At 42.6% G+C, this 15,669-nt stretch carries 14 protein-coding genes; 6 read left to right on the forward strand and 8 right to left on the reverse strand.

What is annotated here, in order from left to right:
* Positions 1-69 precede the first annotated feature (69 nt).
* The gene (locus D0C36_RS01245; RefSeq protein WP_117389777.1) at positions 70-672 is read left to right on the forward strand and encodes a porin family protein; all 603 of its coding nucleotides are present in this window, start codon (positions 70-72) and stop codon (positions 670-672) included.
* A gap of 64 nt (positions 673-736) precedes the next feature.
* Here the strand turns inward: D0C36_RS01245 and D0C36_RS01250 are convergent, their stop codons facing one another.
* Entirely contained in the window at positions 737-1,996 is a 1,260-nt protein-coding gene (locus D0C36_RS01250; RefSeq protein ID WP_117389778.1) for a nucleoside permease, read from the reverse strand.
* Between the two features lie 152 nt (positions 1,997-2,148).
* Here D0C36_RS01250 and D0C36_RS01255 point away from each other — a divergent pair, with 152 nt between their 5' ends.
* A complete protein-coding gene (locus D0C36_RS01255) occupies positions 2,149-2,745 on the forward strand; it encodes a porin family protein (RefSeq protein ID WP_158557053.1) in 597 nt (198 codons plus the stop codon).
* Between the two features lie 56 nt (positions 2,746-2,801).
* Here D0C36_RS01255 and D0C36_RS01260 read toward each other — a convergent pair whose 3' ends face one another.
* From D0C36_RS01260 to D0C36_RS01270, 3 genes are read right to left on the reverse strand one after another with little or no spacing between them, the layout of a single operon-like run.
* Positions 2,802-3,404, reverse strand: coding sequence for a bifunctional nuclease family protein (locus D0C36_RS01260; protein WP_117391321.1), 603 nt, complete (start codon positions 3,402-3,404; stop codon positions 2,802-2,804).
* Between the two features lie 29 nt (positions 3,405-3,433).
* Entirely contained in the window at positions 3,434-4,411 is a 978-nt protein-coding gene (locus D0C36_RS01265; RefSeq protein ID WP_117389780.1) for an electron transfer flavoprotein subunit alpha/FixB family protein, read from the reverse strand.
* 27 nt (positions 4,412-4,438) lie between these two features.
* Entirely contained in the window at positions 4,439-5,176 is a 738-nt protein-coding gene (locus D0C36_RS01270) for an electron transfer flavoprotein subunit beta/FixA family protein (RefSeq protein WP_117389781.1), read from the reverse strand.
* A gap of 70 nt (positions 5,177-5,246) precedes the next feature.
* On the opposite strand from D0C36_RS01270, the gene D0C36_RS01275 reads away from it, so the two are divergent.
* Entirely contained in the window at positions 5,247-5,582 is a 336-nt protein-coding gene (locus tag D0C36_RS01275; RefSeq protein ID WP_117389782.1) for a tetratricopeptide repeat protein, read from the forward strand.
* A 200-nt stretch (positions 5,583-5,782) separates the two neighbouring features.
* Here D0C36_RS01275 and dnaB read toward each other — a convergent pair whose 3' ends face one another.
* Positions 5,783-7,339, reverse strand: coding sequence for a replicative DNA helicase (dnaB, locus tag D0C36_RS01280; protein ID WP_117389783.1), 1,557 nt, complete (start codon positions 7,337-7,339; stop codon positions 5,783-5,785).
* Between the two features lie 285 nt (positions 7,340-7,624).
* Between dnaB and rlmB the strand changes: the two genes are divergently transcribed.
* Positions 7,625-8,395, forward strand: a complete 771-nt coding sequence (gene rlmB / locus D0C36_RS01285) for a 23S rRNA (guanosine(2251)-2'-O)-methyltransferase RlmB (RefSeq protein WP_117389784.1) — start codon at positions 7,625-7,627, stop codon at positions 8,393-8,395.
* A gap of 126 nt (positions 8,396-8,521) precedes the next feature.
* On the opposite strand, the gene D0C36_RS01290 is transcribed toward rlmB, so the two are convergent.
* Complete coding sequence (locus D0C36_RS01290; RefSeq protein WP_117389785.1) at positions 8,522-9,607, reverse strand: mannose-1-phosphate guanylyltransferase; 1,086 nt, start codon at positions 9,605-9,607, stop codon at positions 8,522-8,524.
* 239 nt (positions 9,608-9,846) lie between these two features.
* Between D0C36_RS01290 and recQ the strand changes: the two genes are divergently transcribed.
* Positions 9,847-12,039, forward strand: a complete 2,193-nt coding sequence (gene recQ / locus D0C36_RS01295) for a DNA helicase RecQ (RefSeq protein ID WP_117391322.1) — start codon at positions 9,847-9,849, stop codon at positions 12,037-12,039.
* 121 nt (positions 12,040-12,160) lie between these two features.
* Here recQ and D0C36_RS01300 read toward each other — a convergent pair whose 3' ends face one another.
* Positions 12,161-14,068: an OmpA family protein gene (locus tag D0C36_RS01300; protein WP_233524381.1), complete on the reverse strand. Its 1,908-nt coding sequence runs from the start codon at positions 14,066-14,068 to the stop codon at positions 12,161-12,163.
* 38 nt (positions 14,069-14,106) lie between these two features.
* Positions 14,107-14,730, reverse strand: coding sequence for a 7-carboxy-7-deazaguanine synthase QueE (locus D0C36_RS01305; protein WP_117389786.1), 624 nt, complete (start codon positions 14,728-14,730; stop codon positions 14,107-14,109).
* A 165-nt stretch (positions 14,731-14,895) separates the two neighbouring features.
* On the opposite strand from D0C36_RS01305, the gene D0C36_RS01310 reads away from it, so the two are divergent.
* Positions 14,896-15,669 carry a hypothetical protein gene (locus D0C36_RS01310; RefSeq protein ID WP_117389787.1) on the forward strand — a complete coding sequence of 258 codons (774 nt, stop codon included), beginning with the start codon at positions 14,896-14,898 and terminating at the stop codon, positions 15,667-15,669.

Consider the following 15,669-nt stretch of genomic DNA (forward strand, 5'->3'; position numbering starts at 1 on the left):
TTACAAAAAAATACATACCTCAACACAAAACACACTGTGTAATGTTTAACCCTAAAATCCATTAAACCGATGAAAAAATTATTACTTACCCTCGGCTTATTTGCCGCATTTACCACAATAAGCAAGGCTCAATTACTTCCAAGCGTACAGTTTGGTGCAAAAGCCGGTGTTAACTTATCAAGTTTATCAAACAACAACGGAACCTTCAGTTCTGATAACCGCGCAGGTTATCTTGCAGGTTTCTGGGCGCGTTTTGGTGCTATTGGCTTCAACTTCCAACCAGAGCTTTATATCACAAGCAAAAACGTTGATATCAACAATAGCAATGTTAAAATTGCTTCAGCTAAATTTACCAGCATTGATATCCCTTTACTTTTAGGCGGTAAAGTTGGTGCGTTTGGTTTAGGTGGCCGTTTTTATGCAGGCCCGTTATTATCGTTCGCTATTAATAAAGACAATAACTTTGGTACAGCGGTAAGCCAGGCAGCAAGCTTCCGTTATAAAGACTCAAACTTCGCTTTAACTGCAGGTGCAGGTATCGATATCAGACGTATCTCTATCGATCTGCGCTACGAAGCCGGTTTAAGCAAACAAGAATACTTTGATGGCTCAACCAACTACAAAACCCGTGTAAGCTTGTTTAACTTAAGCTTAGGTTACGCGTTCTTGTAAAATATTTTACAGCATAAAAAAGGCCCCGATAAATATCGGGGCCTTTTTTGTTTATATCGTTTTATTATGCGTGCTGTATTGCATGTTTTAAAGCAGCGTTATGCTTGTATCTGAATACAAATGGGAATATCACCGCTATCACCAAGGCATAAGCTGCAAAAGTTATCCAGATGCCATGCCAATCTTTTTGGCCATTTGGCATAATAAAATATTTATCTATAAGCCAGCCACTAACATTGCTGCCAAAGAACGCTCCAAAGCCATTTACCATCATCATGAATAAACCCTGAGCGCTACCACGCATTTCAGGAGAGGCTTGTGTCTCTACAAACAACGAACCTGAGATGTTAAAAAAGTCGAAAGCCATGCCGTAAACAATACATGATAGAATAATCATCCATAAACCATCCGCAGGGTTCCCAAATGCAAATAGCCCAAAACGCAACACCCAAGCTATCATACTAAACAGCATTACGTATTTGATACCGAATTTTCTTAAAAAGAATGGAATTGCAAGAATGAATAAAGTCTCTGATATCTGCGAGATAGACATTATAATTTCAGAGTGAGTTACAGCTAAAGTATTCTTGTATGCCGGATTCTTAGCAAAGTCGCTAAGAAAAGTATCTCCATAAGCATTTGTAAGTTGTAAAGCCGCTCCTAATAGCATTGAAAATGCAAAGAAAATAGCGAAACGAGAACTCTTAAACAGTTTAAAGGCATCAAACCCAAATAGCTCTATCCATGATTTTTTTTCATTTTTACCTGCAAGAGGTGGGCATTTTGGAAGTGTAAAAGCATAAAACCCAAGTGAAAGGGATACAAAAGAGGCAATATAAAATTGGTTCGCAGACTCTCCGTTATGGGTGAGATTAATTGTCCACAAGGCAGCGATAAATCCAACTGTTCCCCATGTTCTGATAGGGGGAAAAACTTTTACGATATCTTCGCCTGATTTTTTAAGTGCAGAATAGGAAACAGCTATTGATAAGGAAAGTGTTGGCATGTAAAAAAACATATTCAACAACATAACCCAAAAAAAAGCTACCGGATTGGTTACTTGAGCAAGAGTAAATAAGGTGGCCGCTCCTAAAATATGTAACAACCCATACAACCTCTCAGCATTAATATACTTATCAGATATAATACCGGCAATCGTTGGAGAAAATATCGAAGCGATGCCCATTGTTGAAAATATCGCCGCGAATTGAATATTGCTACCTAAATTATTGGAAAACCAATATCGGCCTATAGATATAAGCCAAGCCCCCCAAATAAAAAACTGTAGAAAGTTCATCAGTATTAAGCGAAACTTAATATTCATATCATGCAGGCGGTAAAGTCAGTAAAAATCAACGTTTAAATAAAAGCGAAAATTAGCGAAATATTGCCAAACTATGAAGTAATTAATTTTCATTAATTGATTAGGAAATGCGCTTTAAAGGTTTACATTTGCACCCTAAATTTTATCACAGCATGAAAAAAATTCTACTCTCAGCGGCAGCTTTGTTCTGCCTTTCTACAGCAGCTTTTTCACAAACTAAAGGTACAAATGTTGTAAGTGTACAAGTTGGTCTTAACTTAGCCAATGTAACTGCATCCGGCATTAGCAACAACGATTACAAAGCTGGTTTTAACGCAGGTTTAAATCTTGATCATTATTTTTCTGACAGCTGGAGCTTAAAGATCGGCGCCCTTTATGATCAAAAAGGATGGGGTAAAGGTTATTTTGAAAGCACTACTACCGATTTTAAACTTGACTACATCACTGTACCGGTTTTAGCTAACTGGCACTTTGGCCGAACTAAAAACTGGTATTTAAATTTTGGCCCGTATGTTAGCTTTTTAACAAGCGCTAAAACAAGCATCGGTAGCAATGATGTTAAAGATTTTTTTAACACTACAGACGCAGGTATTGATTTAGGCATAGGTATAAAATTACCAGTATCAGAAACCACGAAATTCTTCATTGAACTTAGCGGACAAGGGGGTATAGCCAATATCAACAAAGATGCAACCGGCGCTACCATTCGTAACCAGGTATCAAGCATTAACGTTGGTATCAATTTCTAACGAAATTAAATACAAACAAAAAGGGAAGTTGATATCAACTTCCCTTTTTGTTTGCTTTATGATGACTTACGTTTATTCAACTCATCGCGTATTTTGGCTGCTTTTTCATAGGCCTCTTCTGTTAGGGCCTGCTGCAAACGCGATTTAAGCTCGTCTTCACTCAATGTATTATAAGTGCCGCTTGCAGAATGCGTTGCAGTTTTTTCCTCTGGTGTTTCGTTAATATTTTCCAGGTAAACAAAATCATTACCCTCTATTACAATACCAGCGGTTGATAGGATAAACTCGTAAGTGTAAATAGGGCAGTCAAACCGTACCGATACCGCAATGGCATCAGATGTACGGGCATCTATCTCAACAGTTTTCTTACCATCAAAACAAACCAGCTTGGCATAAAAAATACCATCAACCAGGTTGTAGATAATAATTTCCTGTATGCTGATGTTGAATGCCTGGCCAAGACTTTTAAAAAGATCATGCGTAAGCGGACGGCTCGGCGTCATCTTTTCAATTTCGATGGCAATAGCCTGCGCCTCAAAACTACCTATGATGATAGGTAATCTTCTGCGGCCATTAACTTCGCCTAAAACCAGAGCATAAGCGCCGGATTGCGTTTGGCTGTATGATAGCCCCACGATGTCCAGCTCGATCTTTTTCATGTCGTTACCCATCACTGCAAATATACACTTTAAGCTGATGCTTTGTAATCTTTTACGGCAGCAATTAGTTTAGGTACCACTTCAAAAGCGTCGCCCACTATGCCGTAATCAGCCACTTTAAAGAACGGCGCTTCGGCATCTTTGTTTATCACAACAATAACTTTTGATGAGCTAACACCTGCAAGGTGCTGTATGGCGCCCGATATACCGATGGCTACATACAGGTTAGGGCTAACGGCAATACCCGTTTGGCCAACGTGCTCGCTATGGGGGCGCCAGTCGGCGTCTGATACTGGTTTTGAGCAGGCAGTAGCCGCGCCAAGCAGGCCGGCCAATTCCTCGATCATTCCCCAATTCTCAGGTCCCTTTAAACCACGACCGCCAGATACCACGATCTCCGCATCGGGCAACGATACTTTATCTGTAGAGCGAACGATATCTTTAAGCATCTGCTTAAAGTCTGATTCTTTGGTCTCCACCGAAAAATCTTCAACCTGTGCCGTACCGCCGGTCTCGACAACTTTGTATGAGTTAGGAGTAAGAGCAATAACTTTATTAGCGGATGTTAATTCAACAACAGCAAATGCCTTACCCGAGAATGCTGTTTTCTTCACGGTGAATTTACCACCGTTTTGCTCAGGCAGGGCAACAGCACCATCGGCAACGCCGGCTTCCAGTTTAACGCCAATACGCGGCGCTAAACCACGGCCGCTGAACGAGTTTGATAATACTACGATATCAGCCCCTTGCGCCTTAGCAGCCTCTGCAATAACAGAAGCATAAGCCTGGTTCACAAAGTTCTTTAGCTTATCGTTGCCAACGTTCAGTACTTTTTCGGCTCCGTACTTACCTAAAGCAGCTAACTCATCAGCGGCAACATCACCTATAGACAGTGCTACAAGGTTGGTATTGTTCTGATCGGCAATGGCTTTGGCATAACTTACGGCCTCTAATATTGATTTTTTGAATTTGCCTTCGGCATTTTCAGCATATATTAAAACTGACATAAATGATCTTTTGGTAGGTGTAAATAATTAGATAACGCGCGCTTCGTTGTGCAGCAGATCAACCAATTTGGCTGTGTCATCGGCAGGTACTAAAGTAACTTGTCCGCGTGGGGCAGGAGTTTCAAAACTGATGATCTCAGAGGTTGATTTCACTTCAACCGGCTCAACCACGGTAAGCGGTTTGGTACGTGCGCTCATGATACCGCGCATGTTAGGGATCTTTGGTTCGGCAACACCTTCAGCGGTGCCGGCAACAAAAGGGAAGGGGATAGTCAATACTTCTTTACCACCTTCAATCTCGCGCTCAACGGTAGCTTCACTATCGGTAGCATCCAATTTTTTAATGATAGATACTGAAGGGATATCCAGCAGTTCGCCCACCATACCAGCCACTTTAGAGCCGTTGTAATCGATAGATTCACGGCCGGTAAGTATCAGGTCGAAAGGGTTTTGCTTTACATACTCGGCTATCTGTTTGGCCACAAACCATGCATCATGTGGTTTAGCGTTGATGCGTACAGCATCGGTAGCGCCAATAGCCAGGGCTTTACGCACGGTGGCCTCGGTAGTGGCATCGCCAACGTTGATGACGGTTACACTGCCTTTGCCGCCATCAGTTAGTTCAATGGCACGGGCAAGAGCAATCTCATCGTAAGGATTTAAGATAAACTGAACACCGTTGGTATTAAATTGCGTGTTATTATCGGTAAAAGTTATTTTTGTCGTGGTATCCGGAACATTACTGATACATACCAATACTTTCATAATATAATTAGTTTTATAGGTATTTGATTAGGGTAACGCACAAATTTAGTTAAAAAAGAACGAGTTTAAAATGGACACAAGCAGATTAGACAAGCTGTTGGCATTTATAGAGAACGAGCCAAACGACGAATTTTTGAAATACGCACTGGCCACAGAATATCTGCGACTGAACGATACCGAAAAGGCTTTAGCCTATTACGAAGACCTGGTAAATAACCACCCTAACTATACCGGAACCTACTACCATTTAGGCAAGCTTTACGAAGCGCTAAACCGCAGGGATGATGCAATTGTCACTTACGAAAAAGGCATCCAGATTACCCGTGCTAAGCGCGATATGCATGCATTATCTGAACTGCAGGGTGTTTATAATAATCTGGTAGGTTTTGATGATGATGACGATTAGCCCCCCAGCCCCCTAAAGGGGGAGTGGAAACGAAAAGTATAAATAATGAATATCGAATTTTGAACGATGAATTTCGATGTATCAGACACTTCAATACACTGCGTTCAACATTCAGTGTTCAATATTAATAGAGAAGCCCGCCTGATTTCAGGCGGGCTTCTCTATTATTCTACTCCCCCTTTAGGGGGCTGGGGGGGGGGTTAAAACGGCGGTTCATCTTCCATATCATCCATGCGCGATGGGCGGATGATAAAGTTATTCGGTTTATCAAAATCTTGATTTGGTGTTAGCGCCGAGAAGCCGCTATTCATAGGCGGGAAGCCATCCATGCTGGTTTCCAGATCCGTAAATTTAACGTATTTACCTACGAATTTGAGCCTTACTCTACCAGTTTCACCGTTACGGTGTTTGGCTATAATTACCTCGCCAACGCCTTGGGTAGGGTTGTTGTCTTCATCAACTTCTAAGCCGTAATATTCCGGGCGGTAAAGGAAAAGCACCATGTCTGCATCCTGCTCAATTGAACCCGATTCACGTAAGTCAGACAGCATTGGGCGTTTTGAACCGCCTGGTCTGCTCTCAACCGCACGGCTTAACTGCGATAGTGCAATAACCGGTACGTTCAGTTCTTTTGCCACGGTTTTAAGCGCACGCGAGATACTACCAATTTCCTGCTCGCGGTTACCACCTTTACCATCACTCTTACCATGCATCAGCTGCAGGTAGTCAATGATGATGAGCTGAATATCGTGCTGAGATTTTAAACGGCGACATTTGGCGCGGAACTCAAAAATATTTAATGATGGAGTATCGTCGATAATTAATGGCGCCTGCTCCAGTCGACCAATCTTAGAATGCAGTTGCTGCCATTCCCACTCTTCCAAAGTACCTTTACGGATTTTCTCCTGCTCAATTTCGGCTTCGCCGGATATCAAACGATTCACCAACTGTACTGATGACATCTCCAGCGAGAACACAACCACCGGCTTATCAAAGTCAACTGCTGCGTTGCGCGCACAGCTTAGTACGAAAGCCGTTTTACCCATCGCGGGGCGAGCCGCGATGATCACCAGGTCGGATTTTTGCCAGCCCGAGGTCATACGGTCAAGCTCGGTAAAGCCTGATGCTACACCGGTTAAACCATCCTGCTTATCTTTCAGCGCTTCAATATCTTTCAGGGCTTCCTGCATCAGGTCGTCCATTTTACGCGAGTCGCGGCGAAGGTTGTTCTGGGCTATCTCGAAAAGGTTTTTCTCTGCTTTATCCAACAGATCGAAAACGTCGCTGGTATCCTCGTAGGCATTGGTAACAATGTCAGTAGAGATACGGATCAGCTCGCGCTGGATAAATTTCTGGATGATAATACGCGAGTGATACTCAATGTTAGCTGCAGAAGCCACACGGTTGGTTAACTCGGTAATATAAAAAGCACCGCCTATCATTTCCAACTCACCGGTTTGGCGAAGCTGTGAGGTTACGGTAAGGATATCTACAGGGGATGTTTTCTCAAATAGATAAGCTATAACGTTAAAGATCTTTTGATGCCTGATATCGTAAAAAACCTCAGGTTTAAGAACGTCGATCACTGATGAAAGAGCATCTTTCTCCAGCATCAGGGCACCCAAAACAGCCTCTTCCAGATCAAGCGCCTGAGGCGGTATTTTGCCCAGGTTATTTTGCGGAAGCGCGTTACTAAAACGTGTTCTGCGCTCGCCGGTGTTAGCCTTGTAATTAGGGGTATCGTTCTCAAAAGTCATAGGAAACAAAAATATATAAAATTAGTTGGGGACGTTACCACAATTCATCCACATAGTGTATTTACTTTTTAATAGAAACATTATCAGGACTATATTTTTTGAGGCCGATAATTAACACTATATGTGTAAAACGTGTTAATTACTTTATAAGTACCTGATTTTTATCGCTGTTGATAATTACAACAGGGTGTTAACAACTATGAACTAAGTATGGCTGGCAGCAACATTAATGTACTGGTTTAATCAGTTAATATGAGTACTTTTGGCGAAAAATTTTCTTAAAATATGACATACAATTCTAAACCTGCACGCGAAAGCAATCAGATGGTTTTTGGTATAAGGGCGGTGATTGAAGCCATCAACGCGGGTAAAGAAATTGAGTCGCTTTACATACAACGCGGTGTGGGCGGCCCGTTACTTAACGAGCTGAAAGGCGTACTACAGCAACACAATATTATAGCCCAACAGGTACCGGTTGAAAAACTCAACCGCATCACCATGAAAAACCACCAGGGTGCTATTGCATTTATATCGCCCATTGTTTACCAAAAGGTAGAGGATCTGATCCCGGAAATATTTGAGAAAGGAGAGGTACCGCTGATCCTGGTGTTAGACAGTATTACAGATGTGCGCAACATGGGCGCTATTGCCCGTACGGCAGAGTGTGCGGGCGTACATGCCATTGTGATACCTGCACGTGGTTCGGCACAGATCAATCCCGATGCTATTAAAACATCGGCAGGTGCGTTGTACAAAATTCCGATTTGCCGCCATGATAATTTTATGCAGACGGTAAAATTTCTGCAGGAATCGGGCCTGCAACTGGTTTCTTGTACCGAGAAAACTACCGACTATCTGTACACGCCTGATTATACCGCTCCAACGGCTATCATCATGGGATCTGAAGAAGACGGTATCCGCAACGAGATCATTCGCATCAGCGATTATCTTGCCAAGATACCTATGTATGGCGAGATAGAGTCATTGAACGTATCGGTATCAACCGGAATAATATTGTATGAAGCGATAAGGCAGCGCGGCTTTGCTGCTGAATAGAGAATCAAGAAGTCAGGATCCAAGAGCCAAGACAAGAAAAATTATGATTGCAAAAAAAGAGCCCGACTGTAATAGCCGGGCTTTTCTTTTATCTTGATTCTTGACTCTAATAGTCTTGATTCTCTTCTAAACGTATTTTGTTCCAAACTGCTGTTTCACATCAGCAACTACTTGTTTAACGCCTTGTTCTTCAGATCGTGGGCTAATCATCAATATATTGTCTGATTCTACCACAATAAAATCATGCAATCCTTTAATAATTACCAATTTACCTTCAGGTACATTCACCATACAGTTAGATGAATCGTACATGATCACTTTATCGGCAGGGATAACGGCATTGCCTACGTAATCCTTCTCGGCCAGTTGGTAGATAGATGCCCAGGTACCCAGGTCGCTCCAGCCAAATTCTGATGGTAACACGTAAACGTTTGGCGCTTTCTCCATAATACCATAGTCTATTGAGATATTAATGCAGCGCTGATAAACCTTGTGTACAAAAGCCTTTTCCTCGTCGGTATTGTAAACAGAACGGGCCTCGGCAAATATCTCGTGCATCTCGGGCAGATGCTGATTAAACGAATCAACAATAGCCTTGGCCGACCATACAAAGATGCCCGCATTCCAAAGGAAATCGCCACTTTGGAGAAAAGTTTTGGCAATCTCTAAAGTTGGCTTCTCGGTAAAGGTTTTCACCTTATGGAAGTCGTCATTAAGCGTTTGATCGGTATACTGGATGTAACCATAACCCGTATCAGGGCGCGATGGCTTTATACCCAGCGTAATCAGTAAGTCATTCTCAGATGCTGTTTTTAACGACTTTTCAATAGTAGTGATAAAAGCAGCTTCATCCAATATCAAGTGATCCGACGGCGCCACTACAATGGCTGCATCAGGGTTCATGCTTTCTATCTTGAAACAGCCGTAAGCTACGCAGGGCGCAGTGTTACGCATCACCGGCTCGGTGAGGATCTGGTTGTCTGCCATATCTGGCAGCTGGGTTTTCACCAGGTCGGTATAATTCTCGTTGGTAACAACGTAAATATTCTCTTTAGGGCAAACTTTCAGGAAGCGATCATACGTATTTTGGATAAGCGTTTTACCTGTGCCCAGTATATCAATAAATTGTTTAGGGTGCGAGGTACGGCTGATAGGCCAAAAACGGCTGCCGATTCCGCCTGCCATAATGATGGCGTAGTAGTTGTTGTTCATTATAAACGGTAGTTTTTAATTTGGCAATTGCTGGCTAAAGATGTACATTAATTTGTGATTTCAAAACAACGAAAAACTAAATATTTTCATCATTTTTTCACTTTTTCAATAAATGTTAAAAACGCAAAATTGTTTTCAAAAAGAATAATCATTTCAGTATAATTTTTTGAAATGAACAGCCGTTTATTCTTAGAATTTTGTATTTTCAACCATATTTCCAAAACGCGCAATTAAGAATGATCGAGACAAAGAAGTCGCTTTTTGATAACCTTCAAAACTTTTTCGGTTTTGATAACTTCAAAGGGGAACAAGAAGCGATAATCACTAATATTTTGGCGGGGAATGATACGTTTGTGATTATGCCTACCGGTGGTGGCAAATCCATGTGTTACCAGTTACCCGCACTTATGAGCGAGGGCACAGCGATTGTGATCTCCCCGCTTATCGCACTAATGAAAAATCAGGTAGACCAGTTAAGAGCTTTCGGCGGGTCTGATAGTATTGCACACTTCCTCAATTCTTCGTTAAGTAAATCAGATATTTTAAGAGTTAAAGATGATGTATTAAGCGGCAAAACCAAACTGCTTTATGTTGCACCGGAGTCTTTAACTAAGCAAGAGAACGTCGACTTTTTACGATTGAACCATGTATCATTCGTAGCTGTTGACGAAGCACACTGTATCTCTGAGTGGGGCCACGATTTCCGCCCCGAGTACCGTAAAATACGCCAGGTGATCAGCAATATTGGTGACGACATTCCAATCATTGCGCTTACCGCTACCGCAACCCCTAAAGTACAGCAGGACATCCAAAAGAACCTGCAGATGAATAACGCTACGGTGTTTAAATCATCGTTTAACCGCACCAACCTTTTTTATGAGGTGAGAGCCAAGCGTAATGTACTAAAGGAGATCGTAAAATTTGTAAAGCAAAACCAGGGCAAATCTGGCATTATATATTGCCTTAGTCGTAAAAAGGTTGAGGAAGTTGCCGAAGCGCTTAACCTTAACGGTGTACGCGCTTTACCTTACCACGCTGGTTTAGATCCAAAAGTCCGTGCCGATACTCAGGATAAATTCCTGATGGAAGATGTGGAAGTTATTGTAGCTACCATCGCCTTCGGTATGGGTATTGATAAACCGGATGTTAGGTACGTAATACACCATGATATGCCTAAGAGCATGGAAGGCTACTACCAGGAAACTGGCCGTGCAGGGCGTGATGGTGGCGAAGGTGTTTGTGTGGCTTTCTACTCCGAAAAAGATATCGATAAGCTGCAGAAGTTTATGAAAGATAAACCTGTAGCCGAACGCGAGATAGGCACCCAGATACTGAAAGAGGTTATCGACTATGCCGAATCATCAGTTTGTCGCCGTAAGCAGTTGTTACACTACTTTGGCGAGAACTTTAACGAAGCAGGTTGTAACAACATGTGCGATAACTGCTGCAGCCACAAAACCCATTTTGATGGTGAGGAGCACTTGCACCGCGTTCTAAGCCTCATCAAACACATAGGCGAGAAGTTTGACGATGCGCACATCATCAACGTATTGATGGGTAAGGATGATGCCCAGGTAAAAAGCTACGAGCACGATAAACTGGATTACTTTGGATCGGGCAAGGAGCAGGGCGAGAACCTTTGGAACTCATTGCTTCGCCAGGCATTGCTGAATAACTTTGTTTCAAAAGATATTGATAATTACGGCTTGCTGCATTTAACTAAGGCAGGCAACTCGTTTATTGACAATCCTTACAGCATCAGGTTCCTGCTTAACCGCGATATGGGCCCAACCGATGACGAGGAAGGCGACGAAGGCCCTAAACAGGGCGGTGCTGCGCTGGATACTCAGCTGTTGCAGATGCTTAAAGACTTGCGCAAGAAAATAGCCAAGCAAAAAGGCTTGCCGCCGTTTGTTATTTTCCAGGATCCATCGTTAGAGGAGATGTGTACGCATTATCCTGTTAGCAATGATGAGATGAAGCAGATATCAGGCGTGGGTGCCGGTAAAGCCATGAAATTTGGTGCACCGTTCATCGACCTGATAGCAAAATATGTTGAGGATAACGATATCGACCGCCCGGTAGATATGGTGATCAAGAGTGCTGCTAATAAATCGGCGCTTAAGGTATTTATCATTCAGAACATCGATCGTCATTTAAATCTCGAAGACATTGCGGCCTCTAAAGGTTTATCTTACGAGGAGATACTGAAAGAGGTAGAAACCATTGTAAACTCTGGCACCAAGCTTAACCTTAACTACTACATTGATGAGGTTATTGATGAAGATAAACAGGACGAGGTTTTTGATTACTTTAAAACCGCAGAATGCGACTCGATAGACGAAGCTCTTTCTGAATTAGGATCAGACGATTATACACGTGAAGAGGTACAGCTAATGCGTATCAAATTCATGAGTGAAGTAGGGAATTAAGCTCTTTAAGGTTAAAGGCGAAAGGATAAAGGTAAAAGGCCTGAGCGAATTGCTCAGGCCTTTCCTATTTATAAACCAATGTAAGTTAAAACCTTTTACCTTTCAGCTTTTACCTTTAACCTCATTTAGCTATTATCATAAACTCCGTTCTGCGGTTCAAAGCGCGGTTCTCATCAGTGGTATTTGGTGCAATGGGCTGGCCTTCGCCATAACCTTTATAAACCAAGCGTTCGGCTTGTATTTTGGCTGCTATCAGGTATTGGTAAACAGCGTTGGCGCGTTTCTCTGATAATACCTGGTTAGCTTCTTTATTACCCACGTTATCCGTAAAGCCCGATACCTCGATCTTGATGGTCGGGTTCACTTCCATAAAATCAACCAGCTTTTGTAGCTCGGCTTTTGACTCAGGTTTCAGATCAAATTTATTGGTATCGAAGAAAATATTCTTCAGGATCACTTTATTGCCCACCTCAATCGGAGAAAGCAATACGGTTATGTTAAAAGCTTTTTTATCCTTCAAACCTATAAGTGAGAAATTATCCGAATAGAAGAGATATCCCTCGCGAGAAATATTTAAGCCGTAGTTTTTCCCCGTTGGCAAAGTAGCCAGAAATTCGCCGGCATCCTCAGAACTGTAATCCTGGTAAACAGGAACATTCTTTTGCAGGTCTATGATCTCCACAGCCGCTTCGAGCGGGGCTTTTGTCTTTTTATCTTGCACAGTACCTTTTACATAAGTAACCACTTTAGGGCGGATGCTCTCCGGTAACTCAAAAGTATAGATATCAAACCCGCCATAGCCTTTCAGCGCGTTTGACGCAAAAAAGGCATAACTACCGTTGGCGGTAAGCGTTAAACCATTCTCATCACCTGCAGAATTAATAGGGTAGCCCAGGTTCTCGGGCTTTTGCCATTTGCCGTCTTTTCCTAAACGACTAACGAATAAGTCTTTTGCACCCAAACCCGGCCAGCCGCTGCTGCAAAAGTAAAAAGTACTGTCATCAGGGTGAATAAACGGCGATTGCTCATCATAAGCGGTATTTATCTCGGGCCCCATATTTTCGGGCTCGCTCCAGCCTTTATCCGTAAGATGCGATTTCCAGATGTCATAGCCCCCGTAGCCGCCTTTGCGGTTGCTAACAAAATAAAGTGTACGGCCATCCGCACTAATAGATGGCTGTGCTTCCCAGCCATTAGTATTTAGCGGTGCACCAATACTGAAAGGTTTGGCCCAATCATCACCGCGTTTTTGAGCAATATATATATCGCAACGGCCCAAACCATCAGGCCGGTTACAGCCGGTAAAAAACAGGTATTTACCATCCTGCGAGATTGACTGTGCACCTTCGTTATACATCGGTGTGTTGATCACATCGCTGAGGTAGGTAGCCTTTTGCCATTTATTATCGGCTTTGTTGCTCTTATAAAAATCTTCGTTGCTGTTTATTTTACGGGTAAATATCAATGTAGATTCATCTGCTGTAGCAACTGGCAGGTACTCGTCATCTGCAGTGTTTATCTCCGGCCCCATATTGATAGGCTGAAAGGGAACCGGGTGGGCAATGGCATATATACTGAACTTGCAATCGGCTATCAGCTTTTGCGCATAGGCAGCATTTTGAGGCGTGTTGTTTTGATAAGTAAGGTATTTTTCGAGATGATGCAGCGCAGGCTCATACATAGAAGTAGCTATTTCGCACTCACCAATTTTTAAGTATATCCCTTTGTTAAACTCAGGATCTAAGGCAATTATCTTTTGAAAATGTTCTACTGCGGGTTTGTACATACGGCGCATGCGCATTACATCTCCTAATTGTGCATGAGCCTCAATAAACTTACCGTCGGCATCAATGGCTTTTTGCAGCAAGGCAATAGCCTCATCATACATGTGCTCATCAATGCTTTGATTGGCCAGAGCAAAGTTCTTTATAGCCTCGGTGTTGTTGGTGGTGTAACGCCTGTCTTGTGCGGTAGCACCGGCAGCAAATAACAGAAATATAAGCAGAAAAGGGTAGAGCTTTTGCATCATTAACCTATACGTTAATTAATGCCGTATGTTTCATTACTCTACGGAATATTGAGGTATTTATGCGTTTGCAAAGATATTTCCCATTGCGGGTTGGCCATTACATAATCTACAATAAGCGGCGTCATCTCCTGGTGTTTAGACCACTCGGGCTGCAGGTACAGCTTACAGTTAGGCCCAACCAGTTTAGCGTGATGTTCTGCGAAGGCAAAGTCGGATTTGTTAAACACAATCACCTTCAACTCATTGGCCTTATCAGCAACCTGTTGCATGGGCGCTTTAAACTTCTTTGGCGACAGGCAGATCCAGTCCCAACTACCAGAAAGGGGGTAAGCGCCTGATGTTTCAATAAAGGTTTTGATACCGTTTTGCTGCAGCTGGCTGGTTAGATGATCAAGATTATAGATCAATGGCTCGCCACCGGTAACTACTACAGCTTTTGATGGATGCTGCATGGCATTTTTAACAATGGTATCGGCAGGAGTGAGGGGGTGCAGTTCGGCATCCCAGCTTTCCTTAACATCACACCAATGGCAGCCCACATCACAACCACCCAGGCGAATAAAATACGCTGCCTTGCCGGTATTGTATCCCTCGCCCTGTATCGTATAAAACTCTTCCATTAAAGGAAGCAGTGTGCCATCTTCCGGAACCTGGTGTGCCATAATTAAGGGTGCAAAGGTAAGTTTTTTGAAGGTAAAAGGTTAAATGCGAATGGCAAAAGGTTTAAAATGATATTTAGAAGATAATCTGAAACTTACAGTTGGCCATTGAGTTTTAAGCTTTTACCTTTCAGCTAAATTATTTATAATTACAGAAAAATATCGCGTATGAGAAAACTCTACATCCCGCTTCTTTTTGTAGCATTATTAGGATTTAGCTCATGTGTTGATATTGAGGAACATTACGATTTTAAGGAAGATGGATCTTGCAAGCTCGTTTATGGGTTTGAAATGAGCAAAGCGGTATCCATCCTGATGAATCTCATGACCGATTCTGTGCGTGCTACCCCGCAATTTAGCCTCGCTAAAGATACTACACTAAACTTTTATGATGCTTTGCCTGATACCTCTGCTGCTAAATTAAATCCCGAAGAGGTGGCAATGGCAAAAAGCAGTGACCTGTCTGTTCAAATGGATCTGAGCAAAGGAATCATGCGCATAAACATGAGTCACACAGCTAAATCAGCCGCCGATCTGCAATATTATCTTCAGCATATCTCAACCGTATCGGTAAACACACCGAAGGTTGACCTTTTAGATCCGAAGAATCCTGCTAAAAACTCCAATGCTTTCTCAATGCAGCGTTTTGTGGCAGGGCAGGATTATTACATTTACGAGGTTACGCCACACAGTTTCTCCCGCATTATTGATAAGATCAAATTTGGTAAGTTTCTTCAAAGAACTAAATCGACCATGGCAGCCGCAAAAGCTATGCTGATAGATATGCCGTATAAAGTGGTAATGAACTTTGCGCACCCGGTTAAGAAAGTGAGTAACCCCAAAGCCATCCTTTCGGCCGACCGCAAGCAAGTTACGCTCGTTACCAATATGGACGACGTGATGAAAGACCCTACGCTAATGAATCTTAAGGTAGATTTTTAA

This window comes from Mucilaginibacter conchicola (assembly GCF_003432115.1).
GTDB lineage: Bacteria > Bacteroidota > Bacteroidia > Sphingobacteriales > Sphingobacteriaceae > Mucilaginibacter > Mucilaginibacter conchicola.

Coding starts and splice junctions, on each gene's coding strand:
- D0C36_RS01245 (WP_117389777.1), top strand. CDS start 70: ATGAAAAAATTATTACTTACCCTCGGCTTATTTGCCGCATTTACCACA.
- D0C36_RS01250 (WP_117389778.1), bottom strand. CDS start 1,996: ATGAATATTAAGTTTCGCTTAATACTGATGAACTTTCTACAGTTTTTT.
- D0C36_RS01255 (WP_158557053.1), top strand. CDS start 2,149: ATGAAAAAAATTCTACTCTCAGCGGCAGCTTTGTTCTGCCTTTCTACA.
- D0C36_RS01260 (WP_117391321.1), bottom strand. CDS start 3,404: ATGAAAAAGATCGAGCTGGACATCGTGGGGCTATCATACAGCCAAACG.
- D0C36_RS01265 (WP_117389780.1), bottom strand. CDS start 4,411: ATGTCAGTTTTAATATATGCTGAAAATGCCGAAGGCAAATTCAAAAAA.
- D0C36_RS01270 (WP_117389781.1), bottom strand. CDS start 5,176: ATGAAAGTATTGGTATGTATCAGTAATGTTCCGGATACCACGACAAAA.
- D0C36_RS01275 (WP_117389782.1), top strand. CDS start 5,247: ATGGACACAAGCAGATTAGACAAGCTGTTGGCATTTATAGAGAACGAG.
- dnaB (WP_117389783.1), bottom strand. CDS start 7,339: ATGACTTTTGAGAACGATACCCCTAATTACAAGGCTAACACCGGCGAG.
- rlmB (WP_117389784.1), top strand. CDS start 7,625: ATGACATACAATTCTAAACCTGCACGCGAAAGCAATCAGATGGTTTTT.
- D0C36_RS01290 (WP_117389785.1), bottom strand. CDS start 9,607: ATGAACAACAACTACTACGCCATCATTATGGCAGGCGGAATCGGCAGC.
- D0C36_RS01300 (WP_233524381.1), bottom strand. CDS start 14,068: ATGATGCAAAAGCTCTACCCTTTTCTGCTTATATTTCTGTTATTTGCT.
- D0C36_RS01305 (WP_117389786.1), bottom strand. CDS start 14,730: ATGGCACACCAGGTTCCGGAAGATGGCACACTGCTTCCTTTAATGGAA.
- D0C36_RS01310 (WP_117389787.1), top strand. CDS start 14,896: ATGAGAAAACTCTACATCCCGCTTCTTTTTGTAGCATTATTAGGATTT.